This window comes from Akkermansia muciniphila (genome assembly GCF_018709685.1).
Taxonomy (GTDB): domain Bacteria; phylum Verrucomicrobiota; class Verrucomicrobiia; order Verrucomicrobiales; family Akkermansiaceae; genus Akkermansia; species Akkermansia muciniphila_E.
Genome location: NZ_JABDHQ010000003.1, coordinates 109,221 through 135,665, shown reverse-complemented (window position 1 = coordinate 135,665; position 26,445 = coordinate 109,221). Strand labels below are relative to the sequence as shown.

Genomic DNA, 26,445 nt, shown 5'->3' with positions numbered 1-26,445 from the left:
GCTGCGGAGCCCAGGGAGGAGTAAAAGTCATCAAGCTTTCCCGCCAAGGCCCCTGCATTGCACCATGCAGGGGCCTTTTCCTTTGCCGGATTCCACGGCATAAATATCTCCATGTCCTGAAAGGGTAATTCCTTAGCCTGCGTATATTCGCAACTATGATTTTTTCCTTTTCAAAATTTTTATTCCTTATGCTGCTGGCAAGCCTGCACGCCTTCGCAGGAGATATGGAGAAAAACAGGGAACGGGAAGCCGCGCGCGCGGTAATGATGCGCGCCGTTCCTGCCCTGGCCGGCACCCCGGAAAAACTGAATTTGGAAATTATTGAAAAAGAAAACGGACACGATGTCTTCGAGACGAAGTCCTCGGGAGAAGTCCTGACGATCCGGGGGAGCAGCGGTACGGCCCTCTGCCGGGGATTCTATGATTTTCTGAAAAAGAACCATATGGGAATGGTATCCTGGGACAACAAGGACATTCGCTGGCCGGAACAGCTGCCGGATACTGCGCTGCGCCGCATTGTTTCCCCTTTCCGCCACCACTATTATTTCAATGTGGTTACCTATGGTTATACAATGCCCTACTGGACATGGGAACGCTGGGAAAGGGAAATAGACTGGATGGCCCTGCACGGCATCAATATGCCCCTGGCTTTAGTCGCCACGGAGGGGATTGCCGTTCGGGTATGGAAGCAGCTTGGACTGACGGAGAAAGAAATACAGGAGTTTTATACGGGCCCGGCTCATCTCCCCTGGCAGCGAATGGGAAACATAGTCAATCATGACGGCACCCTTCCCGCCAGCTGGCACAAGGATCAAATCGCCTTGCAGCACCGTATTCTCCACAGAATGAAATCCCTGGGCATGACCCCCGTCTGCCCGGCTTTTTCCGGTTTCGTTCCCCAGGGAATACGCCGTCTTTATCCGGAAGTAAAGCTTCACCGCCTGGGGTGGGGAGGATGGCCCCAAAAAAAACACGCCCATCTTCTTTCTCCGGAGGAGCCTCTTTTTCTCAAGATAGGGAACCTGTACATGAAGGAATGGCAAAAGGAATTCGGGAAGAACACTTACTTTCTGGCAGATTCCTTCAATGAAATGGAACTTCCCGTGAACCAAGGGAATGCGGAAGCCCGCGACAATATGCTCAGTTCGCTTGGAGAACAAATCTACCGTTCCATTTCCTCCAATAATCCGGATGCGGTATGGGTCATGCAGGGATGGATGTTCGGATACCAGCGCAACATCTGGAATGCAGATACCCTGAAGGCTTTGCTCAGCAAAGTTCCGGACAATAAAATGCTCCTTCTGGATCTGGCGGCGGATTATAACAAAACCTTTTGGCGCAACGGCATGAACTGGGATGTTTTTAAGGGCTTTTTCAACAAGCCCTGGGTATACAGCGTAGTTCCCAATATGGGCGGCAAATGCGCCATGACCGGGGTACTGGATTTTTATGCCAACGGTCATCTGGAAGCCTTGAATTCTTCCTCCAAAGGGCGTCTCGCAGGGATGGGCATGGCGCCGGAAGGAATAGAAAACAATGACGTGATTTACGAACTGGTCACGGATGCTGCATGGAGGAATCACCAGGAGGACGTGGAGCAATATCTGGAAAATTATTGCCGGGCCAGGTACGGAAATTATCCGGATACCTTGAAGGAGGCCTGGGGACTGCTGCGCCGCACGGCCTATTCCAACTTAAAAGACCATCCCCGTTTCAACTGGCAAATGAAGCCCGGCACCCGCAGTTGTTCCGTTAACGTAAGTGAAGACTTTCTGCGGGGGCTTGCCCTGTTCGTCAATACCCGTGGCCTGGAACAATCTCCCCTGTTCCGCCAGGATGCCGTCGAGATGGCTGTCCATTACCTAGGGATACGCATGAATGAAGCTATCCAGGCCGCTCTGGAAGCTCTGGATGAACAGGATCAGGAAAACGCGGAAAAGTGCATGGACTATTTCCGTAAATACGCCCTTCAGGCAGATTCCCTTCTGGAAGGGCACTCTACCTGGAGGCTGTCGCGCTGGATAGCGTTCGCCCGGTCTCACGGAGCTTCTACGAAGGAAAAAGACGAGTATGAAAAAAACGCCAGGCGTCTGGTGAGCAGATGGGGCCCTCCCGTAGACGACTACGCCGCAAAAATATGGAGCGGTCTTATCCGTGACTATTATCTGCCGCGCTGGGAGCATTTTATCCAGAGCCGCCTTTCGGACAAAAACCCGGATATGGGCACATGGGAGGAAAAATGGGTTCGTTCCACCGGCATAAGTCCCGCACACAGGCCTGAGGACCTTATCAAGGCCTGCCGCCAGGCTGTCCGGGAGGCGCCTCCCCTCCCCGCTTCCCTGAAAAGAAAAGCCGCCAAATCAGTTATAGGAAACTGGACTTCCGCGACGGTATCCACGGAATGGAGTGACCTGGAATGGCCCGTTTCTTCTGCCGATCTTGAGAAGCTCCGCGGGGTGCGGTTTGTCTTCACTTCCGGAAACCATGCTCTGGAAATAGACCGGGTCGAGCTCTTGGGAAACGACAAAGTGCTCGTCCGGGACCAGCATGCCGGATTGGCGGGGAAACCTTCCCGTGGAATTTTCTACAAGCTCTCTCTTCCCAAAGGAATTCACGCCAACAACGGGTGTTCCCTCAGAGCCCGGGTGCGTTCTGTGGGAGGAAAAGATTCCAACGGGAAATTGGAGTTGGTGAAAGAATAAACGGCTGGCCCCTGAAACCTCTTGAGGACTGTCCTTCGCCGGCGCTTTCCGGCCCGGGAGCTGGATCATGGCCGCATCTTGGGCGATGCAGGTTTTCCAGAAGGGAATATCCATTTTTCCGTGGTTCTTCATTGCCGTATCCGCACGGCAATGAAGAACCACGCCTTTTTTGTCCGCAAGCAGTTCCCCTCATCCGGCGGATTGTTGGAGGCTCCCGCCAGGGGCCGCATAGCCGCGTTGGGAGAATGGAGCCCGAATGCACCGGGGCGTGCTTATGCTTCCTGCCATGCAGGAATCTCCGGGGTTTATTCCCTGGGCAGAAAGTAGCCGCGCTGTTTTTCGGAGACGGGCATGCCCATCCGTTCCATGACGGCCAGCATGTCTTCCCAGACCTTGCGCTTTTCCCGGGGATTGTCTGATCTCAGCAGATAGCTGGGATGGTAGGTGACGCGCACGGGAATGCCGTTGAGGTCATGGAATCTGCCGCGCATGGAGCTGACGGACCCCTGGATGCCCAGCAGACCCACGGCGGCGGTTCCGCCCAGGGCAACGATCATCTTCGGCTGGATGACCTGGATTTCATGCTTGATGATGGGCAGACAGGCTTCAATTTCTTCCGGCGTGGGGGCGCGGTTGTTGGTCCGCTGGTTGGGGAGGGCAGGGCGGAATTTGACGATGTTGGAGATGTAAACCATGTCCCTGGAGAGTCCCATGGCCTTCAAAATCTGGTTGAGCTTTTCCCCGGCGCGGCCCACAAAGGGCTCCTGCTGCACTTCTTCATAATAGCCGGGAGCTTCCCCGATGAGCATGAGCTCCGTATGGGGATTGCCCGTAGCAAAGACCATGGTGTCCCGCAGGGAGTTGAGCTCCCTGGCCGGCTGCCAGTTCTGCGCCAGGTCCCGGAGGTATTGCAGCTTGTCTTCCATCGTCCCCTCCGGGAGCATGATGGTGGAGGCCGGTTCCCGGTTTTCCGGCAGGAGTTCCGCGGTTACGGAAGGCGCGGGCGCCGGGCCAGGCTGTGGTGGTGCCGCCGGTTCCGGAACAGCCGGCGTGACGGCCGCCGCCGCTGGTGTTGCCGCAACAGCCGGGCGTCCTCCCTGTTTGGCGGCTACGTACCATGTCCGCAGAACATTTCTGGCTTCATCCGTCAGGCTGGCGCGCGTTGTCCCCCGTTGAATCAGGGAGTCGAGATAATGGCGGAAAAGGCTCTTCGGCGTGGCGGTCATGGGAGGATAAGGCCAGATTAGTCCATGGGAGGCCGTCTGTCACGATGATTTGCAGGGTACGCCTTCCTTCCTGCGCAGAGCCTCCCCCGGGAATGACACGGTAAAAGATGGAATCCCGTGCGGAGGAGGGGGCAAATTGAATGCCTCCGGTTCAGGCATGGTAATGCCTTCCAGCAGCCGTTCTCTCACTTTTTACCTTATTTCTCCCATGTCTTTTTCTGAAGAATTAAACGGTCTGATGGACCGGCCCTCTCCCCTGGTGCGCCGCTTCATGGCATTGCTGGAACCCGCGGACGACGCGCGGCTGGAGGCGATGGCGCAGGAGAGCCGCCGGCTGACGCGCCTGCATTTTGGCCGGACCATCCGTCTCTTTGCCCCCATTTACCTGTCCAACGAGTGCATTAACAACTGCAAGTACTGCGGTTTTTCACGGGACAATCCCATCATCCGCACCACCCTCACGGTGGATGAAGTGGTGCAGGAAGCCCGCTACCTGCACGGGCTGGGGCTGCGCAGCATCCTGCTGGTGGCCGGGGAGCACCCCAAGTTCGTTTCAGACGGATACATGCAGGAATGCCTGGACGCGCTGCATCCCTTTATTCCGTCCCTGGGGCTGGAAATAGGGCCGCTCCCGGACGACCGCTATGCGGAGATCGTCCACCACGGGGCGGAACAACTGGCCGTGTACCAGGAGACCTACAACCGGGAGGTGTACGAAACCCTGCACACGGCGGGCATGAAGAAGAACTTCAACTGGAGGCTGGATTGCCCGGAACGCGCCTACCAGGGCGGCTTCCGCCGCATCCAGATAGGGGCTCTGTTTGGGTTGTCCCCATGGCGCAGGGAGGCCATGGCGCTGGCCACCCATCTGGATTATTTGCAGAAGCATTGCTGGAAGTCCGCGCTTTCCGTGGCCTTCCCGCGCATGCGGCCCTACGCCGGAAATTACGAGTATGAGCCGGACCCGGAACTGATGCTGGATGACCGGAACTTTGTCCAGTTGATGGCCGCCCTCCGCATCTGCTTCCCCAGGATCGGCATGTCCGTAAGCACCCGTGAACCCGCTTCCATGAGGAACGCCCTCATGAATCTGGGCATGACCCACATGTCCGCCATTGCGCGCACGGAGCCGGGGGGCTACACGGGGGTGGGAACGGCCACCGCCCACTTGACGGTGCGGGGCAACCAGGTGGACCTTCCGGAAGACAGGAAAGGCCGTTGCAAGGCTACGGAGCAGTTTGAGATTTCCGACCAGCGTACTCCGGAACAGGTGGTAGGCGCCATCCGGAACGCCGGGCTGGAGCCTGTCTGGAAAGACTGGGACGCCGCCCTGGATGTGGTGTAAAGGCGCCCGTGTACCCGGCAGCCGCAACGTGGAATGACACCCATACCGCGGTAATGCTATGATGGAGCATTGACGGCAGGCACCGTCTATCATATTTCCAGGGGCAATGATTCGTTATTATTGGGGAAGGTTTTGGCCGTTCCTTCTGTTTGCGTTCGGTATTGAGGCGTTGGAGAATCTGTTCACGGTGTTTTTTGAATACCGGAACATGGATTTCGGGGTAATCCCCCTTCTGAAGACGGCGTATATTTTCGTAACGGAGTTCTCCATCACCATGTGCTACTGGCTACTGCCTTATGCCGTGTATTTGTGGATTCTGCCGCGCGGGAAGGTGGGTGGAAAGGCGGACCGGTGGATTACCTGCACATGGTTTTTCCTGTTTGTGCTCGCCAACCTGTTTGAGGACGTGGCGGAGGCCTTTTTCTGGAATGAGTTTGAGGCCAGTTTCAATTTCATTGCGGTGGACTACCTGATTTATACCAAGGAGGTCATCGGGAACATTTATGAATCCTACCCCATCATTCCGATTCTCATCGGCGTTCTGGCCGTCTCCGTTCTGGCCGTCTGGGGGATGAAGCGGTTTCTCATTCCCCGCCGCGGGGAAGCTCCCGCAGGATGGAAGCGGGGCGGCGTGGTGCTGTTCCTGCTGGCGTGCATGACGGGGGGGTACTGGCTGGTGGACATCAAGGATGCGGACGCCGTGAACAACCGCTATAACTCGGAGATGGCCAAGGACGGCCTTTACAGCCTGTTCAGCGCCTTCCTGAAGAATGAACTGGATTACCGCGACTATTACAAGACGCTGCCGGACGCGGATGCGGCGGCTTTTCTGGCCCGCGAGTTCACGGCGGACGACACGTCCGTGCCGGACGCCGCTTCCGGCAGCGTGAAGAGGCAGGTGCGTCCCTCCGGGGAAGCCCTCCGTCCTAACGTGGTGGTCGTGGTCATGGAGAGCATGGGGGCGGAGTTTTTAAATGAGTGCCGGGAGGATGGCGCGAACGTCACTCCGTGCCTGAGCCGTCTGGGCAGGGAAGGCATTTTCTTCCCGAATACCTATGCCACGGGCACCCGCTCCGTGCGCGGGCTGGAAGCTGTCAGCACGTCCATGCCCCCGCTGCCCGGCATGTCCATTCTCCGCCAGGAAGGGAACGAGCATTTGCAGACCATCGGGTCCATATTCAGGGACAAGGGGTATGACCTCAAGTGGATTTACGGAGGGTACGGGTATTTTGACAACATGAATTACTTCTTCGGGAACAACGGCTTCCAGGTTCTGGACCGCAATTCCATGGATGATTCGGAGGTAACCCATTCCACCATCTGGGGCGTCTGTGACGAGGATTTGTTCCGCCGTGCCGTGCGTGAGGCTGACAAGTCCTTCAAAAGCGGCTCTCCTTTTTTACAGGTGGTGTTTACCACGTCCAACCACCGCCCCTATACTTACCCGGAAGGGCGCATAGACATTCCTTCCCATACCGGGCGCATGGGCGCCGTCAAGTACGCGGATTATGCCGTAGGGGCTTTTGTGGAGGAAGCCAGGGGCAAACCTTGGTTTGACCATACGCTTTTCGTGTTTGTGGCGGACCACGGCGCGGGCAGCGCCGGGAAACAGACGCTTAATCCGGAAACGCACCGCATTTTCTCCATTTTCTACGCTCCGGCCCTGCTGAAGCCGGCACGGATTGAGACGCCCGTCAGCCAGATTGACGTGCTGCCCACCCTGCTCGGCCTGTTGAAATGGCCGTATGATGCGGCGTTTTACGGAAAGGACGCCTTGAAACCCTCCTACCAGTCCCGGTATTTTGTGAGCAATTACCAGTACATCGGCTACTTGAAGGGAAGGGACATGGTGGTGCTTAAACCCCAGCGCGGCGCGGAGTTTTTCCGTGACGGAGAACCTGTGAAGCCGGATGACCGGATGAAGGAGCTGGAAAAGGAGGCGGTTTATTATTATCAGCACGCTTCCGGCTGGCGCACCAGTTTGAAGGAATAAGGGCCTCATGGAATGCGGATGCCGGCGCTTCTGCGGCATCCGCCCATGGAAGGGGAATCCGGTTCAGGATTTGGGTTCGTCCCTGTAGTCCTGAAGGGCGTCCCAGTGGAACGTGACATGCTTCTGCATGTGCAGTCCGTTGGCGAGGATGAACATGAGGGAAATACGGAATTCGTTGTTGGTCAGCCCGTCCAGTTCCTTCTTGTCAATCTTCATGGAAAACTTGCCGCTCTTTTTTCCCAGGCGCTGGGAGAAGGAAACGGCGTCATAGTCCTGGTTGACCGCATAGGGCGGGTCCTGCACATAGACGTTCAGCGCTTTGACCGTCTGGGGGCTTTTGTAGCTTCCGGAAATGAGAATCTGGTCTCCCTTGAAGGAGATGGCCGTGTCCTTGACCTCCACTTCCAGCTTGCCCTCGTAGAATTTCTGTGCCGGAGTGACGGAGAATACTTCGCAGGCGTCCAGCAGGGCGCAGCTGGCGGGGGTAAGGAAGGTGGGGCTGGTGCCGAACGTGTAGTTGCCCGCGCCCATCAGGGCCGTGCCGTACTTTTTACCGTCGGAGGCGGTCTGGTGGTTGTGGGGCAGATTGAGGCCGTGCCCCAGCTCATGGGCCATGCCGCCGTACCATTTGGTCAGCAGTTGTCCTTCCCTGGTTTTCTGGCCCAGGTGCTTGATGTCAAAGGCCGGATAATCCAGGGCAAAGCAGTTGCGGCCCATGCCGTAGAAGGGAACGCCGCCGGGATTGTCCGGACCGTTTTTTTCATCATTCCAGGTGGGCATGATGACCAGGGTGTGCTGGCCTTTTTTCCTGTCCGGATTGGCCTTGAAAAACTCGTCAAGCTCCTGCGCCGCCTTCCAGCCGCCCCCGTTTTCATACGGATAATGCGCCGCCGGGTTCCTGGCCTTGTATTCAATGATGTTCACGCGGCCGGGGGATTTCATGTCCAGGCCGAAGGAGCGCGCGCCGTAGCCGTGCCGCTGCATTTCCTTGCCGTAAAACTGCTGAAGATAAAGCAGCAGTTCACTGAGGCGGCGTTCGTAGTCCGGTACGGGCTTCGTATCACTGCCCAGGAAGTACACGACGTTGAGCTGATGGGCTGTCTTTTTCAGGGCAATCCGGTCTTTCAGGATGTCCGGGACGGTGATCCCGGCAGAGGATATTCCGGAGGCAGTTCCCAGAAGAGCCAGGGAAAAAAGTGCGGAGAGAAGGCGTTTAAACATGGTTGTCTAAAGTAGAGGCGCCCCCCTTAAAGACAAGGAAATTTACTGTCCTCGCTACCATTAGTGAAAAAGGCCCCGGGCCGGGGAGAAAAAAGGCAGAGAGAGGGGGGCCATGCCATGCCAATAAGTTTGGAAAGGCTGAAAGATAGAGATTGCGGCGGCAGTATATTTGTGACATCCTTATCAAAGCATGCATCTCCAATCTCTTTTCTTATCTGCTCTCTCCGTGAGCGCCATTTCCCTGGGGTGGGGCGCTCTGGACAAGCCTTCCGCCTCCAACCTGATCTGGTCTGACCAGCCTGCCGTGGTAGTATATCCGCAGGAGGACAAGAACCCTGATGGCAACTTCGGCAAGTACAAGAAACCTTCCGCCGTCTGGGAAGCTGAAGGGTATCCGATCGGCAACGGACGGGTGGGGGCCATGATTTTCAGCGCGCCCAACCGCGAGCGGTTTGCCCTGAATGAAATCAGCCTCTGGTCCGGCGGAGCCAATCCCGGCGGCGGGTACGGTTACGGGCTTAACGCGGGAACCAACCAGTTCGGCAATTACCTGCCTTTCGGGGACCTGTTCGTGGATTTCAAGAAGGGGGACCAGCCAGCTTCCGTTTCCGTGGAGGATTTTACTCGCGCCCTGGATCTGCGCGACGGTATTCACAAGGTGAATTACAAGTCGGACGGCGTGACGTATGACCGGGAGGCCTTTGCCAGCACGCCCGCCAATGTGCTGGTGCTGGAGTACAAGGCCAGCAAGCCCGGCCAGTTCAGCGCGGACTTTTCCATCAACAGCCAGCTTGAATCCGCAATCTCCGCCAAGGGCCCCGTCATCACGTGGAAGGGAACCCTGAAAAACGGCATGAGCTATGAAGGCCGCGTCCTGGTGCGTCCCAAAGGCGGTACGCTTTCCACGGCAGATGATAAGATTTCCGTGAAGAACGCGGATTCCTGCATGGTGGTTGTCGCCATGGAGACGGATTACCTGATGGATTATAAAAAGGACTGGAAGGGAGAGGCTCCCGCCAAAAAGCTGGACCGTTATGCGGCCAAGGCCGCTGCCGGGGATTATGCCGCCATGAAGCAGGCCCACATCGCCCAGTACAAGTCCATGTTTGACCGGGTGAAGGTCAACTTTGGCAAGACGGATGCGGACGTGGCCAAACTGCCCATTCCGAAGCGTCTGGAAGCCTACAAGAAGAATCCGGTGGACCCCGATCTGGAAGAAACCATTTTCCAGTATGGCCGTTACCTGCTTCTGTCCAGTTCCCGGCCCGGCACGCTTCCGGCCAACCTCCAGGGGCTCTGGAATGTTTATCTCAATCCGCCGTGGGCCTGTGACTATCACAACAACATCAATGTCCAGATGGCTTACTGGGGCGCGGAACCCGCCAACCTGTCCGAATGCCATGAGGCGCTGATCGATTATGTGGAAGCCATGGCTCCCGGCTGCCGGGACGTTTCCCAGGCCAACAAGGGATTCAATACCAAGGACGGCAAGCCCGTGCGCGGCTGGACGGTGCGTACCTCCCAGAACATTTTCGGCGGCAACGGCTGGCAGTGGAACATTCCCGGCGCGGCGTGGTATGCGCTGCATATCTGGGAGCATTACGCGTTCACCGGTGACAAGAAATATCTGGAAAAGCAGGCATATCCCCTCATGAAGGAGATTTGCCATTTCTGGGAAGACCATTTGAAGGAACTGGGCGCCAGGGGCGAAGGATTCAAGACGAACGGCAAGGACCCGAACGAAGAGGAGAAGAAGGACCTGGCGGACGTGAAGGCCGGCACCCTGGTGGCCCCCAACGGCTGGTCTCCGGAACACGGCCCCCGTGAAGACGGCGTGATGCATGACCAGCAGCTTATTGCGGAACTCTTTACCAATACGATCAAGGCGGCCCGCATTCTGGGCAAGGATGCCTCCTGGGCCAAGAGCCTGGAAGGCAAACTGAAGAGGCTGGCCGGCAACAAGATAGGCAAGGAAGGGAACCTTCAGGAATGGATGATTGACCGCATTCCCAAGACGGACCACCGCCACACGTCCCACCTGTTTGCCGTCTTCCCCGGCAACCAGATCAGCAAGCTCAAGACACCCAAGCTGGCGGAGGCCGCCCGCCTTTCCCTGGAATGGCGCGGCACCACCGGAGACAGCCGCCGTTCCTGGACGTGGCCGTGGCGCACGGCGCTGTGGGCCCGCCTGGGGGACGGGAACAAGGCTCATGAAATGGTGCAGGGGCTTCTGAAGCATAACACCCTGCCGAACATGCTCACCACGCACCCGCCCATGCAGATGGACGGCAACTTCGGCATTGTGGGCGGCATTTGTGAAATGCTGGTGCAGTCCCACGCCGGGGGGCTGGACATCATGCCTTCTCCCGTGGAGGCATGGCCGGAAGGCTCCGTGAAGGGGCTGAAAGCCCGCGGCAATGTCACCGTGGATTTCACCTGGAAGAACGGCAAGGTGAGCAACCTGAAGCTTTATTCCGACCAGCCCAAGGTGGTGCCCGTGCGCGTCAATGGAAAAATGACTCGCGTGAAGACCCTGCCTCTGAAACCTGTTGCGGAAGCGCGGCAGACTGCGGCCAGGTAAAAAAGCGGTTTTATTATTCGGGATGATCTCCCGCGGAAAGACACTCACGGCTTCCAGCTTCCTCTTGGGGAGCTGGAAGCTTTTTATTCCGCTGGCGCCGTGGCGGCAAAAAACCGGCGTTTGGTTCGGGGAAAGGGGAAATAAAGGGCGCTCATTTCTTTTCCAGCCGCCCGGTCAGGGTGCAGAGGGGGCACGAACGGCGGGAGCACAGGTCTTCATGAATTTGAAGCAGCGCCTGGTGGTGCCATTCTTTCGCAAGAAAAGCCTTTGCGTCCGGCCTGCGGCCCAGCAGGGATTGATGGACGGCCAGCACCTTTGTTCCCGCCTGTCCGGCCCTGAGGGAGAGGTAATGTTCCCACGCGCGTTCCCCGCCCTCCGCGGGCAGGAGGTGGTTGACGATCAAGGCCTGGATTCTGTCCCGCCCCATCAGGGCCATGGGGCGCGGGGAAGGTGCGGAGGGCAGGGTTACATGGGTGCTCCAGTAAGGATGCGTCAGGGAGGAAAGATAGTCCGCCAGGCCATCCCCATGGCCGGGGCGGCAAAGCCGCTTGAAGGTGTCAAAATCTGCGGTGATGACTGCCAGAGCCCCCACGCGCCTCTGCGGGTGGTTGGCCGGCCTGCTGCCGGAGAGCGTCCAGGGGAAGGTGCGGTCCGGAGCCAGTTCAAACTGTTCCCGGAGAGGCCACCATTCCGTCCAGAGCTTCTTGTGGTGGGCTACTGCCTCCGGCGTGCAGGAGTCCGGCAGAACGGGAATCAGGAATCCGGCCGCGCCAAAGAGAAGGGCTTCCGGGCATTCCCGGATGGCGCGCAGGGGCGCGCGCAAGGCCAGGTGGCGCATGGCGGTTTTGTTGGCATGGTAGCCCAGCGTTTCCGCCAGGTTTTCAAAAAGGGTTTGTTCCTCTCCTGCGTATCCGGCGCGTTCCGCATGGCGGCGGTGCTTGTTCCGGAACCGGTAGGCCGCCGCTGATTGAAGGAGGATTTCCAGAACTTCCGGAGCCATGGCGTCCAGCGCGCCGGCATGGCGGCAGCAGCGTTCCGGCGCTTTTTCCGGCGGTGTTCCCGCCAGGGCCAGCGCGGCGGGAGGAATGACGGCCAGGGGTATGCGTTCATGCCTGGCATTCCGGGTGAACCATTCCCGGCGGCTGGGCGCGCAGGCCAGGTGCAGAATGACCCCGTTAAAGGCCGGATTGGAGCCGTGCCCGTGGCGTTCCCAGTCTTCCGGGGCCGGGTCCAGTTCAATGTCACCGGACTGCGGCGCGCCGTCTATCCGTATCCGGGCATTCAGGAAATCCGGTCCTGCGGATTTGTTCCAGTCCCCAAAGTCCAGAATGCGGATGTCCCTGCCCAGATCATCCGTAAATGAAGTCCCGAACCTCCCTTCCAGCAGCAGAAGCTGGAGCGTTCGTTCGTCCGGAAGTCCGGAACGGAGGGAACAGGCGTTCTCCCTTACGGCGTCCGGCTCTTCCTTCTCCGCGGCGGAAAGGGCATCCCCGTACAGGGAGGCCATGGAGCGCATGTCCATGTGGGATGGGGGAAGGATTATTTGTCCTTCTGCCGTTCCAGTTCCTCCTTCAGGCAGTCGGTCACGTTGCGGAATTTCTCTTCGTTCTCTTCACTCAATTCGCTCAGTGTCAGGTGGGAATTGAGGACGTGCAGTGTCTGGTCCTTCGCGTCCAGATGGACGGTGGGGGCGGTCTCCGCACTCAGGCTGGCGCGTATCTGGTCCACTTTCCCCCGCCAGGGAGCCGTAGGCGGCTCAATGCTGAGCAGGGCGTCCAGCCCTAGGCTTTCCAGCGCGCACAGGCAGCGTTCGCTGGGGGAGGCGATCTGCACGGCTCCGCCGATGGGAAGCAGCCTGCGCGACAGCCCCGCAAGAGTTCCCATGAAGGTGGAGTCAATCCCGGAACAGGTTTCCAGGTCAATGACGATCAGGCGCCCTCCGGAAGCGATGTAGTCATCCCCCAGGGATTTGACGGTGGGGCTGTTGGCAAAACTTCCCCGTCCGGAACACCGGATCCAAAGAAATTCATCAAAAAGGCCGAAAAGAATGGAAGAATTGTTATTCACGTCGTTGGAAAATGGAAACCGTATGAATAACAAGAGAAAGAGCTGCGGTCAAGTCAGGATTTACAGGCAGCCGGTCCGGAAGAAGGCCAGTCCTCCCGGCGTGCGGGGCCTTCTTCCGGCGGCTGCCTCCTGTTCACGGAAGGGGGCGGGGCAGTTCAGGAATTCCTGGTGCCCTCCCCCGTTCCGGGGAGGAAGCGGTAATATACCTCCAGCATCAGCGTAGCCAGGCACTGGCGGTAAATCCGGTCGTTGGCATGCCGGTTCCGGCTGGTCTGGACAACGCCGCCGGGGCCTCCGAATCCGTTGGGCATGAAACTGCCGTCAGAAGACTGGGCTTTCAGCACCGCGTCACGGAAGGCGCGGTTATAGGCCTTCCATACGTCGCCGCCGCGGTTCATGGCCGCCTGTACTCCGTAGTAATGCTGGTAGAGGTTGGACGTGGTGTTTCCGGCTTTCCAGTTAAAGGGCTCATTGGTGTTCCTCAGCATCCAGTCCAAACCTTTGCGCGCCGCGTTGTCCGAGCCGCTGCCGCACATCTGAAGGGAAAGCACCCCTACGCCCACCAGGGAGGCCCTGGGTTCATTGCCGTTCTCCTGGTAGGAGAAGAGTCCGTTTGAAAGGGACATCTTGCGGCAGTACATGGCCGCCTTGTTCAGCGCGGTGCGTATTTTGCCCCTGGTAGGCTGGATGCCGCCGTGCTCCGCCGCCTTGAGCGCCTGGACGTTCCAGCCCGTGACGGAAAGGTCCGTATGGGCGCCGGGCTGCGTGTTGTAATGATAGGCCCAGCCCCCGTTGGAGTTCTGCCCCTTCATGATCTGGTCCACCGCTTTCACGGCTACTTTTTCCAGGTTGGCGATGGTGGGGATGTCCATCTGTTTGCAGAAGGTGTAGGCCTCGCACAGGGCGTAGGTGGCGATGGCGTGGTCATAGCTGACCTCATTCATTTGCGGAACCAGGGAAATGACGGGAGATTTCATCCCCTGGTCCACCAGGAAGGAGATTCCCTTCAGGACAGTGTCTCCAAAATCTTCTGAAAGAGGGGTTTCACAGTGGGCCAGGTAGGAGAGCAGGGCAAGGCCCGTCATGGCGCACTTGTAATTCTGTGGGCCGTCTCCCCAGGAGCCGTCCTTGTTTTGCTGCTTCTGGAGCCACTTGAGGGATTTGACCACGGCTTCCTCACACTGGGGGATGCCGCCGTTCTCCGTGATGCGCTTCATGCGGTCGTTCGGATCACAGCGTTTGGACAGGATGATGATGTCCGGGCCGTTTGATCCCGGCCCCTCGTTGTCGTCGGGCCCGAAGTCAGTGCCGATGTCGGTGCCTGACAGGAGCGATTCCGAGGGTTCGTCCATTTCAGTGTCCGGGATTCTGATGGCCGTATCCAGGGCGGCATCCGTGGCGATAGCTCTTACCTGCTGCTCCATGGCGGGACTGCTGGGGCGCTGGGTCTTCTGGACGAGCTCCGGTCTTTCCGGTTCCTCCGTTCCTTTTTCCACAACCGCCGGATAAACGATCGTGGCCGGAGGTTCCGGGATGAAGGTGATGATATTGGCCAGATAGAGCAGGAGGCTCATCATGGCGGCGCCGAGGACGGAAACGGATACCGCCGCGGCCAGGTTTTTAACGCGCTGTCTTTTCAGTTCCGCCAGGGCGTCTTCCGTACTTTCAATATGCAGGCTCATGGATGGGATGGGGTTTGATTAGGATTTCACCATCCCTCCAGGCGCGTGCAGATGCAAGTATGAAATTTATAATATGCTTGTATTTAGTGTGTTGTTATTAATTTGTTACTTAAGAGGCGCCGGGCTGCCGGAGAAGAGGGGCTGCCGCCTTCCGCACGTGGCGTCAGGGAAATGAAAAGCCCTCTTTTCCCGGAAGGAAAAGAGGGCTGTAAAAAAGCCGGTGAATGGCGTCAGGAATTCTTGGTGCCTTCCCCTGTACCGGGCAGGAAGCGGTAGTAGGTTTCCAGCATCAGCGTAGCCAGGCACTGCCGGTAGATGCTTTCCGACTTGTTGGTCAGGCCGGAAACGTACCCTACATCATTCTTCCTGAAGCTGCCGTCCGCATTTTGTCCGCTGAGCACGGCGTCACGGAATGCCTTGTTGTAGGAGGCCCATACATCGCCGCCGCGGTTCATGGCCGCCTGGACGCAGTAGTAGTGCATGTAAAGGTTGCTCTTGACGTTTTCCGTGCCGGAACCCTGTCCCCATTGGAGGGTTTTGACGTTGTTCTTGATCCAGTCCAGACCTTTGCGGGCCGCGCTGTCGGAACCGTTGCCGGTCATTTGCAGGGAGAGCACGCCCACGCCCACCAGGGAGGCACGGGGCATGTTGCCGTTTTCCTTATAAGCGAATTTGCCGTCCGGCATCACGTTCTTGCGCACGTAGCTGGAAGCCTTGCGCAGCGTGGAGCGTATTTCACCCTTGGTGGGCTTGATGCCGCCGTGCTCCGCCGCCTTGAGCGCCTGGACGTTCCAGCCCGTGACGGAAAGGTCAATGTCCGGATTGATCTTGTTGTTATAGCTGTAGCCCCAGCCCCCGTTGGGGCACTGAGCGTCTATGATCCTGTCCACGGCCTTGATCACGACTTTTTCCAGGTTGGCGATGGAGGGAATGTCCATCTGCTTGCAGAAGGTGTAGGCCTCGCACAGGGCGTAGGTGGCCACGGCGTGGTCATAGCAGATTTCCTTCAAGGCGGGTTTTTCGGAAATCACGGGATTCTTCATTCCCAGGTCCACCAGGAAGGAAATGCCTTTCAGGACGTTTTCCCCGAATTCCTCGGAAAGAGGAGTTTCACAGTGGGCCAGGTAGGCCAGCAGGGAAATCCCGGTCATGGAAGCGCGGAACTGGCCTTCACCCCAGGAGCCGTCCTTGTTCTGCTGCTTTTTAAGCCAGCGGAGGGATTTGACCACGGCTTCCTCGCACTGGGGAGTGCCGCCGTTTTCCGCAATGCGCTTCATGCGGTCGTTCAGGTCACAGCGCTTGGAAAGAATGCCGGGAATGCCGCCTCCGTCGCCGTCCCCCGTGCCGGTGCCGAAACCGTCGCCGATGTCGATGCCCATGGAGAGTTCTTCCGAGGGGACGTCCACTTCAATGTCCGGGTTGACGACGGCCACATCCGCCGTAGCAACGGCGGCAATGACCTTCACCTGCGCGGCGGTGGAGGAACTGCTGGGGCGCTGAGTGGTCTGGGTCACTTCCGGAGTGTCAATGTCCGGATTGTCCCCTTCCTGGGTGGCATAGGCCACCATGGGCGGGTCTTCCGGAATGGCGACGATGATGTGTACCAGATAAAGGAGAAGGCCCATGAGGGCAACGCCGAGAAAGGAGACGGAGAAGGCGGCGGTCAGCGTCTTGACGCGCTGCTTCTTCAGTTCCGTAAGGGCTTCATCGGTACTTTCAATATGGAGACTCATAGAGGGACGTGTCTGGTTGGTGTACCTGCCAATGCTCCCGCATTCTTGAAAATGGAGGAGAATTGCCAGGGTACGGGTAAATGCTGCTGGCCTGCCTGTTCACGAGGCTGGCAGCATACTAAAACCAGACGCGCCGGTATGTCAATCAGATTAGGAATTCTTGGTGCCTTCTCCCGTCCCGGGGAGGAAGCGGTAATATACCTCCAGCATCAGCGTAGCCAGGCACTGGCGGTAAATCTTGTCATTGATGCTGCCCCCGTTGGTATTCACGAGGCCCCCTGGACCGGGGAAGCCGTTCGGGGCAAAACTGCCGTCGGAAGCCTGTGCGCCAAGGGTGGAATCCCGGAAGGCCCTGTTGTAAGCCTTCCACACGTCCCCGCCGCGGTTCATGGCCGCCTGCACTCCGTAATAATGCTGGTAGAGGTTGGAGGAAGTGTTGTTCGCCTTCCAGTTAAAGGGCTGGCTGGTATTCTTGAGCATCCAGTCCAGGCCTTTGCGCGCCGCGCTGTCGGAACCGTTGCCGCACATTTGCAGGGAGAGCACGCCCACGCCCACCAGGGAGGGGCGGGCCGTGGCGTCTTCCCGGCCTTCCTGCATGTAGGTGAACAGGCCGTCGGGCTTGCCGCATTTGCGGCAATAGGAGGCCGCCTTGCGCAGGGCGGTGCGTATTTCACCCTTGGTGGGCTTGATGCCGCCGTGCTCCGCCGCCTTGAGCGCCTGGATGTTCCAGCCCGTGACGGAAAGGTCCGTATGGGCTCCTGCCTTGGTATTGTAATTATAGGCCCAGCCGCCGTCCACGTTCTGGTTGTCCAGAATCTTGTCCACGGCCTTGATGACGACTTTTTCCAGGTTGGTGATGGAAGGAATGTCCATCTGCTTGCAGAAGGTGTAGGCCTCGCACAGGGCGTAGGTGGCCACGGCGTGGTCATAGCTGACCTCATTCCTCTGGGGCACCAGGGAAAGGACGGGGTTTTTCACGCCCAGGTCCACGAGGAAGGAAATGCCTTTCAGGACGGTTTCGCCAAAGTCTTCGGAAAGGGGGGTCTCACAGTGGGCCAGGTAGGAGAGCAGGGCGAGTCCCGTCATGGCGCACTTGTAATTCTGCGGAGTTCCGCCCCAGGAGCCGTCCTTGTTCTGCTGCTTCTGGAGCCACTTGAGGGATTTGACCACGGCTTCCTCGCACTGGGGGGTGCCGCCGTTTTCCGTGATGCGCTTCATGCGGTCGTTCAGGTCGCACCGCTTGGAGATGATGCCGGGAATGCCGCCTCCGTCGCCGTCCCCCGTGCCGGTGCCGAAGCCGTCGCCGATGTCGATGCCCATGGAGAGCTCTTCCGAGGGGACCTCCACTTCAATGTCCGGATTGACGACGGCCACATCCGCTGACGCCACGGCGGCAATGACCTTTACCTGCGCGGCGGTGGAGGAACTGCTGGGGCGCTGGGTGGTCTGGGTCACTTCCGGGGTGTCAATGTCCGGATTGTCGCCTTCCTGGGTGGCATAGGCCACCATGGGCGGATCTTCCGGAACGGCGACGATGATGTGAACCAGATAAAGGAGAAGGCCCATGAGGACAACGCCGAGGAAGGAGACGGAGAAGGCGGCGGCCAGCGTCTTGACGCGCTGCTTCTTCAGTTCCGTAAGGGCTTCTTCTGTACTTTCAATGTGCAGGCTCATGCAGTAATTAGGAGGTTCCTGACTCAGTATAGCGTTTTTTCCGGTTGGGACGAGTGCAAAGATTTTATTGTTCCGGTGGCCTGCATGATGACCAGAGGTAGATGGAGGAATAATTCATGGTAAGTAAATTACATCCGTTGTTGTGGCCTTCAGGCTGGAACGGGACGTTTCCGGAGGCAGGGGGAGGCATTTGCCAACCGTGTGTGCTCCCCGTTTTTTCTATACGTTTGGGGACGGCCGGTTCCGGAAGCTCCCTGCCTGCGGCGTTTTACGGAAGAAAAAATGCCCTGCCATGAATTTCATGGCAGGGCGGAAAGGAACAATTCTTCTTATGGGGCAGGAATCAATAATGGCCCTTGCGCGGACCGGTCATCCATTTCCAGGCCGTCTCCACGATGGCTCCGGCATCTTTGCACTGGGCTTCCCAGCCGAGGATTTCCTTCGCCTTCTTCGGATTGGCGATCAGGCGGGGCGGGTCCCCTTCACGGCGGGGGCCGTAACGGACGGGGATTTTCTTCCCGGTAACTTTTTCTGCCGTTTCCAGGATTTCCCGGACGGAAAGTCCCAGGCCGGTTCCCAGGTTGAAGCATTCCGTGGAGCCGCCTTTCATCAGGTAGTCCACTGCCCTCAGGTGGGCGTCCGCCAGGTCATTGACGTGGATATAGTCGCGGATGCAGGTGCCGTCCGGCGTGTCGTAATCCGTGCCGAAAACTTCAATGTATTCCTTTTCCCCGGTCAGCGTGAGCAGGATGTTGGGGATAAGGTGGGTTTCCGGATCATGGTCTTCGCCGATGAGGCCGTCTTCACTACAGCCGGAAGCGTTGAAATAGCGCAGGAAAACGCTCTTCAGCCCCCAGGCGCGGTCGCAGTCCTGGCAGACTTTCTCCAGCATGTACTTGGAGCTGCCGTAAGGGTTGATGGGGTCCTGCTTTTCCGTTTCCGGAATCGGTATCTGGGTGGGGACGCCGTAGGTGGCGCAGGTGGAGGAGAAGACGAAGCGCTTGACGCCCGCGGCCTGCATGGCGCCCAGAAGGACGAGGGGCCGGGCGATGTTGTTCATGTAATACTTCAGGGGATTCTGGACGGATTCACCCACGTTGATGAAGGCGGCAAAGTGGATCACGGCGTCAAAGTTGCCCTGCATCAGGAGCGGATACACCACGGAGGCGTCTCCCAGGTCTCCCTTGACCAGTTTTACTTCCGGGTCCACCAGGGCCCCGATGTGGCCGTACACCATGTTGTCCAGCACGGTCACGTCAGCGCCGATTTTGACGAGCTGGCGCACCGTGTGGGAACCAATATATCCGGCGCCGCCGGTTACAAGTACTTTCATGATCTTATCAAATTGCTGTTGGGCCGGTTCAGCCTTTTCACCGGCAAGGGCGTCCGCACGTTCCAGGGCCTGCGGAAGCTTCCGGCTCACGGCAGGCGGTGTCACTGTTCCAGACGCCTGTAAAAGTGACATGTTTTCCCCTTTTTGTCAATTTGTGATACGCCTGCCGCCGGGCAGGCGGAGGGCGCCGGGCCATGGAACGGGGCTCTGTCACGGTTGGCCCCTCCCGGCAAGGCGGCGCATGGGGCGCGTCCGTTCCGATGCCGGAAACTGCCCCGCTTTTTACTGGCTCCGGATGTGCATTTTTGAGAGCATGGGCCTATGAAACCATCCGAGATCAGGAATGTTCTGGAAGATCACGAAGTGCGCCCCAGCAAATCCCTGGGCCAGAATTTTCTGACGGATGAAAATGTGGCCCGCTGGATTGTGGACCAGCTTGAAATCCAGCCGCAGGACTGCGTGGTGGAGGTGGGGCCCGGAACGGGCGCCCTGACGGAGCATGCCGCGCCCCTCTGCCGCAAGTTGATTCTGGTGGAATTTGACTCCCGCCTGGCGGAATACCAGAAAGAACGCTGGGCCGGAGACCCCCATGTGGAAGTCCACCATGCGGACGGCGCCACCTGGGACCCCCGGGGACTCTTTGCGGAGGCTCCCGTCAAATTCCTGGGCAACCTTCCCTATTCCGCGGGAGGCGCCATTCTTCAGAATTTCCTGTCCCGCCCCAGCGCGGTGGAACGCGCCGTGGTGATGCTCCAGAAGGAGTTCATTGACCGCATTCTGGCTACCCCGGATGACGACGCCTTCGGGCTGCTGTCCCTCCGCATTCAGAAAAACTGGGTTCCCCGCGCCCTCAAGACCATTCCCCCGGAAGCATTCCATCCCCGCCCCAGGATTGACTCCACGGTGATGCTGCTCACACCGCGCCCCGTCCGCGATCTGCCGCCGTATGACGACCGTCTGATGGACGAACTGATGCGCAAGGCTTTTTCCCAGCGGCGCAAGCAGTTGAAAAAACAGCTTCCCGCCTCCCCTCCGTGGGAGGAAGTGGCCTCATCCCTAGGGCTCTCCCCCTCCGCCAGGGCGGAGGAACTGAATTTGTCCCAGTGGGTGCAGTTGTCGCGCGCCTATGACGCCAACCCCCTCAAGGATGTGGCGCAGAGCGGGGATGAATTGTTTGACGTGGTGGACGGGCTCAACCAGATGACCGGGCAGGGAACGCGCCGGGAAATCCATGAGGGGGGCCTTCTCCACCGTGCCGTGCACATGTTCCTGGTAAACAAGCATGGGGCCGTACTCCTCCAGAAAAGGTCCATGTGGAAGGACAGGCAGCCGGGCAAGTGGGATTCTTCCGCTGCGGGTCACCTGGACGCCGGGGAAAGCTATGAGCAAGCCGCCGTGCGGGAGCTGAAGGAGGAACTGGGCGTTTCCGGCTGCGGCCTGAGGAAAATCGCGGACTTTGACGCGAGTGAAAACAACGGCTGGGAATTCATTGCCCTGTATGAAGGAAGCTATTCCGGGAAGGTCCGTTTTCCAGCGGCGGAAGTGGACAGCGTGCAGTGGTTTACGCCGGAACAAATCCAGGCATGGGTGGAGCGCCGCCCGCAGGACTTTTCCCCCGCGTTCATCCCGTGCTGGAATGCATGGCTGGCCGCGAACAAAAAGGCATCATCCTAACTCAAATACATATCATGATTACCCCTGATCAATTATCTCCGGAGCAGGTCCAGTCCATCCGGGACTGGGCGGAAGAAGGGCTGGATTTAAACGCCATCCAGAAAAAACTGCATGAGGACCTGGGCATCAAGCTGACGTTCATGGATACCAGGTTCCTGCTTCAGGACCTGGACATCCACATCAGGCAGCCGGAACCGGAACCCCAGGCCGAGCAGCCGCAAGACGCTCCCGGAGCAACAACTCCCCCGGCCTCTCTGCTGGGTAAAACCCAGGTAACCGTGGATGAAATAACGCCTCCCCATGCTCTGATGGCGGGTAAGGTTCTGTTCAGGAGCGGGGCGCAGGGCGTCTGGGACATCGACCGCACGGGCCGCATCAACTGGGACGCTACGCTCGGAGAACCCACGGCAGATGACCTGAGGGAATTTGAAACGGAACTGCAATCCGTCATCCGCAGCCGCATGGGCGCCATGTAAAACCGGCAGAAGGGAAATCTTATGGAAATACCGGATGAAATGATTGAAACGCTGGTGCCTGCCGTGCGGGAACAGCTGGAGGCGCCGGACACGGCCTATGTCAAGGACTGCCTGGAGCGCCTGACGGGTCGGGAAAAGCTGGAGGAGCAGGAAGCACTGGAACTGATGGCGCAGGCCCTCGCCATCACCATTAATGAAATGGTAGTGGGCGGACGCCCCTTTGATTCGGGAAGGTACAAGGCGCTTTTGAAAGATTTGCCGGCCCTTCCGGATGAGGCTCCGTGATAAATCTCGACAATCTCCGGAATTGATTCATAATCCTTCCTTTCACTTGAAATTTTATGGCAAAAAAACCATTAGAAACAGGTGCTCCGGAAGCGTCCGCAGCCAAGAAAACGGCTGCACGCAAGACGGCTGCCAAAAAGACGGCGTCTACGACCAAGAAGGCTGCCGCGGCTGAAAAGAAGCCCGCTGCTGACGCCGCTTCCGTAGAAGCACCCAAAACCAAAATCAAAACGGTCAAGTCCGCCACGAAAACCGCGGCCAAGGTAAAAACCGTGAAAACCGCCAAAAAGGCGGTTGACAAGAAGGCTCCCGCCGCTGAAGCGGCTGCTCCTTCCGCGACCCCGGCTCCCGCCGCCCCCGTTGAAAAGACCGCCGCTCCCGAGGCTTCCCAGAAGCCGCAGGCCGCCGCTCCGGTCAAGGTCAAGCGTGAATCATTCCGCCCCAACCGAAACTCTGAACAGCAGGAACGCCATGAACAGCACGGCGGAGACTACTTTGCCCAGCCGGAAACCGTGGGCGGAGCGTCCGAAGGCACCTTCAACAAGCGCAAGCGCCGCCGCCGCAATAAAAAGGGCAACGGCTCCGAAGACCGCCAGCCCATGCAGGAATCCGCTTCCTTCAAGCATCTGGACGGCAAGAAAGTGGCCGCCCGCGCCTGGAAAATGTTCCTGGCGGAAGTGTCTGAAGAAGGGCTTGCCCTGATGGATGACCAGACGGCGCGCGAAGCCGCCCGCCGCGCCTTCCGCTGTGCGGAATTCTTCATGATGGAGGAATCCCGCCGCAAGCAGTCCCAGAAGGCCGTCCCCCAGCAGCAGGAAAAAGCTTCTTCCCCGGAGGAAGAACGTGATTCCGAAGAAGAATCCGGCGAGGAATAATTACTCCCTGTTCCGTTGTTGCCCTGCGGCTTTTGCCGCGGGGCTTTTTTTATGCTCCTGGAAATGACGGGAAAGGCGCGGCCTGCAGCGCCGGAGTGGAATTCTCCATTACGCCGGACCTGTCCGCACGGGAGTTGAGAAGGGCAGGGCTTCCCTTGTTCCGCTTGTCGGCGGGAGGGGGGGCGGAAGCTCCGCCCTTATTCTCTTAAACCTTTTTACCGCGCCATTTTCCGCTCTTGAGGTACCACCATGCCAGGATGATCAGGGAGAAGCCGTAAACGTGCTCGGAAAACCAGCAGAGGGCCACGTCCGGCTTGAGCCTGATGACGATGAAATAAACGGCGGCGGTGTAAACGGCCAGGGACATCATCTCCATGATGAAGCCTGCCTTCGTATTGCCCGTGCCGGATACGGCATTGAACAGGATAAACGCCGGAGCCATGACCAGGGTGGAGGTGGCCATCACGTACACCGAATCCACGCTGGCGGCAATCAGGGACGGGTTATCCGTGAAAACCCGGAGGACGGGCTCCGGAAACAGGCACAGGACGACGAGCAGGGGAACCAGGATGGCGTATGTCAGGTTGACCGTCATGCCGCAGGTCCGGAACACGTAGCGTTGTTCCCCGGCGCCGATCTGGTTGCTGACGAGGGCTCCCGCCGTGGTGGCGAAGGCGCTGATCACCATGATGAGCATGGCGGAAATGTTGCGCACGATGTTGGTGACGGCCAGGGGGCGTTCCCCAAGGTGTTCGATCGCCAGGAAAAAGATGAACCAGATGGAGACGGAAATGAAGGATTGCACCATGGTCCACCCGGAAATGGCCAGCATGCCTTTCAGCAAATGGGGGCGGAATGTAAACGCCCGGCGGAAGCCGTACTTCCTCTTGTCCGCCTTGACGCCCGTGTAAAGGATGAAGAAGAGGAGGGAAACGGCTTCCGACACGCTGGAAGCGATGGCCGCCCCGGCGATGCCCATGACGGGGAAGCCGCCTTTGCCGAAGATGAGGCAGTAATTAAGCACCACGTTGCTCAGGAGCATCACGACGGAGTTGACCGTGAGAATCTTGGTCTGGGTAATCCCCACGTAATACGCGCGGAACATCACGCAAAGGAAGGAGAAAAAGACGCCGTAGGTGCGCCAGTGGATGTAATCCACCGTGGCTCCGTATACTTGGGGGGATTCAATGATGTCCCGCAGGATGGCGGGGGAAAAATATTGGGAGGCGGTAAAAAGGGCCACCGCCATGGCCAGCATGAAGTAACAGCCCTGGACCAGGGTGGGCCCGATGCGGTTGTACCGCCGTTCCCCGTTGCGGCGCGCGATGATGATCTGCGCCCCGAAGCCGAAGCCGAAGGCCAGCATGAACATGGCCATGTAATACACGCCGCCCAGGGCGCAAGCGCCTAAAGCCACGTCCCCCACGCGCCCCAGGAAAACGGCGTCCGTCAGGCCGATCATGTGCTCAATGATCAGGCTGATCATGAGGGGATAGGACATCAGCCATATCTTTTGATAGGAAATAGAGGAAGGATTATTCATAACAAGGGCGCCCTGCGGGCTTGTTCTGCCGGGAGCAGACGCTAAAGGTCCGGCATTCTTGACGCAAACCGGATTCATGCAAGAAAGAAATGCGTTTGTTTTCCATGTATGTCATGAAAAACAGAAGGAAAGAACGCGGGTCAGCTGAGAGGCAGCCGGGTCTCCGGATACCGGAGCGGAGACTTGGTAGGCTGTTTCATGAAAGCCAGAACAAAGGCCACCATTCCCACGCGGCCCACGATCATGTTGAACACGATGATCCATTTGCCTACGTCGCTGAGTTCCGGCGTGACGTTCCAAGAGAACCCCACCGTGGCGAAGGAGCTCACCACCTCAAAAAACAGGCGTTCCAGGCTGAGACCCGGTTCCGCAAAGCACATGACCGTGGTGATCATGCCCACCCAGGCCCCGGCCAGGATGACGGTGATGACGGCGCGTTCCACCACGCTGCGGGCAATTCTCCGCTTATGCATCACCACGTCTTGCTTGCCCTGCAAAATGCGCGCCACCTCCCCGCAGGAAACGGCAAACGTGGTGGTGTGGACGCCGCCCGTGGTGGAGCCGGGATTGCCGCCGATGAACATGAGCGCCGCCAGGAACAGCGCATACGGGATGCTGTTAAGCGCCATGTCTGAAATATTGAAGCCGGCGGTGCGCGCCGTGGCATTGAACAGGCTCTCCCACAGAATCCAGTACCAGGGATCGGCCGAGGTGAACAGGCTGCCGTCAATCATCTTGGTCAGGAACAGGATCAGCCCCCCGCCCAGCACCAGCGCCGCCGTCATGCGCACGACCAGCCAGCTGTACGTGGACCAGTGGCGGCTGATGGTGTTCCGGCTGTCCCAGCCCAGGGCCACCCGCGCCCTGCGGACGATTTCCAGGTACATGGCAAAACCCAGGCTCCCGCAGAGCACCATGACCATGATGGTAATCTGGCCCCCCATGTTATAAGCTACCTCCGGCGTAGCCAGGTTGTCCGCAAACAGGCTGAACCCTGCATTGCAGAAGCCGGAAACGGAATGGAACACGGCGTACCACCAGAGGGTGTCACCCTCCAGCCCGGGCACGTTCCTCCAGGAAAAATAAAGGGCCACCGCCCCCAGCGCCTCTACCCCGAATGTGACGGCAATGATGTTTTTAATAAACCGGTCCACCTGGGCGATTCCTTCCTCGTCCAGCAGGTTGCTGATGGTGACCTTGGAGCGCAGGCTCAGGCCCTGGCCCACCATCAGGGAGACGAAATAAGTGAACGTCATGATGCCGAAGGCGCCCACCTGGAAAAGCACCAGCAGGATGGTCTGGCCGTAATTGGTGAAATGCTCGTGGACGTTCAGGGGCACCAGCCCTGTGACGCACACGGCGCTGGTGCTGATGAAATAGGCATCCGTGGGGGAAAGCACAATGCCTTCCTTGGTGGCTCCCGGAGACATGAGCAGGGTGCCCCCCAGCGTGATGAAGACCACCAGCGTAAGCAGGAAAAGCAGGGCCGGGCGGATGCGCGGTATGTGAAACCCCCGTTTCCTGCGGGCCACGCGGAAAAAATACTCCTTCAGGTTCAGCAGGGGGGCCGCCCCGTAACAGAGGCAGAGGACGCGGAAAATGTTCTGAAGCTCTATTCTGGAAATAAAAGTGGAATTGAAAAAATTCCCGGCCAGCATCACCAGAATGACGATGCCCAGCCCCAGTTCCATCCAACGCGGGTTCCGGATGGATTTGGAAAGCCACTTCTCCCGCAGAATGCCGAGCACCCCGGTAAGCTGGCCGAGCACCAGCAGGGACAGGATTTCCCGGAAATAACGCAGGGAAAGCTGGTCCTCATGAACCTCGCCGAAGCCGTTCCACCACAGCAGCCACATCAGGGCAGCCAGCGTACACAGGCCGAACCCCATTTCCATGACCTCAAAACGGTTCAATAGCGGTTTTTCCCTCGTCTCATTCACAAGCCTGAAATGGTGGTGCCTCTGACTCTGGAGCGAGACTACTGCATACCGGAGGATTTGAGAAGCCCTTATATCGTTGCCATGCCGCGCGGAAC

Annotated in this window: 18 protein-coding genes; 8 read left to right on the top strand and 10 right to left on the bottom strand. The window is 58.6% G+C overall.

Features of this window, described 5'->3' with window-relative positions; all coding sequences use genetic code 11:
• The first annotated feature begins 188 nt into the window (after positions 1–188).
• Positions 189–2,702: an alpha-N-acetylglucosaminidase gene (locus HHJ06_RS03305; RefSeq protein ID WP_251841396.1), complete on the top strand. Its 2,514-nt coding sequence runs from the start codon at positions 189–191 to the stop codon at positions 2,700–2,702.
• A 305-nt stretch (positions 2,703–3,007) separates the two neighbouring features.
• Here HHJ06_RS03305 and HHJ06_RS03300 read toward each other — a convergent pair whose 3' ends face one another.
• Complete coding sequence (locus HHJ06_RS03300) at positions 3,008–3,928, bottom strand: uracil-DNA glycosylase (RefSeq protein ID WP_215427554.1); 921 nt, start codon at positions 3,926–3,928, stop codon at positions 3,008–3,010.
• 238 nt (positions 3,929–4,166) lie between these two features.
• Here HHJ06_RS03300 and thiH point away from each other — a divergent pair, with 238 nt between their 5' ends.
• Both thiH and HHJ06_RS03290 read left to right on the top strand, forming a co-directional pair.
• A complete protein-coding gene (gene thiH / locus HHJ06_RS03295; protein WP_251841395.1) occupies positions 4,167–5,273 on the top strand; it encodes a 2-iminoacetate synthase ThiH in 1,107 nt (368 codons plus the stop codon).
• A 208-nt stretch (positions 5,274–5,481) separates the two neighbouring features.
• Positions 5,482–7,266 (top strand): LTA synthase family protein, encoded by a 1,785-nt coding sequence (locus HHJ06_RS03290; protein ID WP_215427551.1) that lies wholly within the window; start codon positions 5,482–5,484, stop codon positions 7,264–7,266.
• Between the two features lie 63 nt (positions 7,267–7,329).
• Here the strand turns inward: HHJ06_RS03290 and HHJ06_RS03285 are convergent, their stop codons facing one another.
• Entirely contained in the window at positions 7,330–8,487 is a 1,158-nt protein-coding gene (locus tag HHJ06_RS03285) for a hypothetical protein (protein ID WP_215427550.1), read from the bottom strand.
• A 226-nt stretch (positions 8,488–8,713) separates the two neighbouring features.
• On the opposite strand from HHJ06_RS03285, the gene HHJ06_RS03280 reads away from it, so the two are divergent.
• Positions 8,714–11,068, top strand: coding sequence for a glycoside hydrolase family 95 protein (locus HHJ06_RS03280; RefSeq protein ID WP_215427549.1), 2,355 nt, complete (start codon positions 8,714–8,716; stop codon positions 11,066–11,068).
• Between the two features lie 151 nt (positions 11,069–11,219).
• Here HHJ06_RS03280 and HHJ06_RS03275 read toward each other — a convergent pair whose 3' ends face one another.
• The 6 genes from HHJ06_RS03275 to galE form a co-directional block, all read right to left on the bottom strand.
• Positions 11,220–12,590 carry a DUF2851 family protein gene (locus HHJ06_RS03275; protein WP_215427548.1) on the bottom strand — a complete coding sequence of 457 codons (1,371 nt, stop codon included), beginning with the start codon at positions 12,588–12,590 and terminating at the stop codon, positions 11,220–11,222.
• 17 nt (positions 12,591–12,607) lie between these two features.
• Entirely contained in the window at positions 12,608–13,135 is a 528-nt protein-coding gene (locus tag HHJ06_RS03270) for an STAS domain-containing protein (RefSeq protein WP_180972510.1), read from the bottom strand.
• A 155-nt stretch (positions 13,136–13,290) separates the two neighbouring features.
• Positions 13,291–14,817 carry a prenyltransferase/squalene oxidase repeat-containing protein gene (locus tag HHJ06_RS03265; protein WP_215427547.1) on the bottom strand — a complete coding sequence of 509 codons (1,527 nt, stop codon included), beginning with the start codon at positions 14,815–14,817 and terminating at the stop codon, positions 13,291–13,293.
• Between the two features lie 230 nt (positions 14,818–15,047).
• The gene (locus HHJ06_RS03260; RefSeq protein ID WP_215427546.1) at positions 15,048–16,550 is read right to left on the bottom strand and encodes a prenyltransferase/squalene oxidase repeat-containing protein; all 1,503 of its coding nucleotides are present in this window, start codon (positions 16,548–16,550) and stop codon (positions 15,048–15,050) included.
• 150 nt (positions 16,551–16,700) lie between these two features.
• On the bottom strand, positions 16,701–18,224 hold the full coding sequence (locus tag HHJ06_RS03255) for a prenyltransferase/squalene oxidase repeat-containing protein (RefSeq protein WP_215427545.1): 1,524 nt from the start codon (positions 18,222–18,224) through the stop codon (positions 16,701–16,703).
• A 343-nt stretch (positions 18,225–18,567) separates the two neighbouring features.
• Positions 18,568–19,557 carry a UDP-glucose 4-epimerase GalE gene (gene galE / locus HHJ06_RS03250; protein ID WP_215427544.1) on the bottom strand — a complete coding sequence of 330 codons (990 nt, stop codon included), beginning with the start codon at positions 19,555–19,557 and terminating at the stop codon, positions 18,568–18,570.
• Between the two features lie 321 nt (positions 19,558–19,878).
• On the opposite strand from galE, the gene rsmA reads away from it, so the two are divergent.
• Genes rsmA through HHJ06_RS03230 form a run of 4 tightly spaced genes read left to right on the top strand, consistent with a single transcriptional unit; the run spans position 19,879 to position 22,867 of the window.
• A complete protein-coding gene (gene rsmA, locus HHJ06_RS03245) occupies positions 19,879–21,231 on the top strand; it encodes a 16S rRNA (adenine(1518)-N(6)/adenine(1519)-N(6))-dimethyltransferase RsmA (protein WP_215427543.1) in 1,353 nt (450 codons plus the stop codon).
• A gap of 14 nt (positions 21,232–21,245) precedes the next feature.
• On the top strand, positions 21,246–21,707 hold the full coding sequence (locus tag HHJ06_RS03240) for a hypothetical protein (protein ID WP_215427542.1): 462 nt from the start codon (positions 21,246–21,248) through the stop codon (positions 21,705–21,707).
• A gap of 21 nt (positions 21,708–21,728) precedes the next feature.
• On the top strand, positions 21,729–21,992 hold the full coding sequence (locus HHJ06_RS03235; RefSeq protein ID WP_215427541.1) for a hypothetical protein: 264 nt from the start codon (positions 21,729–21,731) through the stop codon (positions 21,990–21,992).
• A 56-nt stretch (positions 21,993–22,048) separates the two neighbouring features.
• Positions 22,049–22,867, top strand: a complete 819-nt coding sequence (locus tag HHJ06_RS03230; protein ID WP_215427540.1) for a hypothetical protein — start codon at positions 22,049–22,051, stop codon at positions 22,865–22,867.
• Between the two features lie 205 nt (positions 22,868–23,072).
• Here HHJ06_RS03230 and HHJ06_RS03225 read toward each other — a convergent pair whose 3' ends face one another.
• The gene (locus HHJ06_RS03225; RefSeq protein ID WP_215427539.1) at positions 23,073–24,410 is read right to left on the bottom strand and encodes an MATE family efflux transporter; all 1,338 of its coding nucleotides are present in this window, start codon (positions 24,408–24,410) and stop codon (positions 23,073–23,075) included.
• Between the two features lie 140 nt (positions 24,411–24,550).
• Entirely contained in the window at positions 24,551–26,323 is a 1,773-nt protein-coding gene (locus HHJ06_RS03220) for a TrkH family potassium uptake protein (RefSeq protein ID WP_215427538.1), read from the bottom strand.
• Positions 26,324–26,445: the final 122 nt, after the last annotated feature.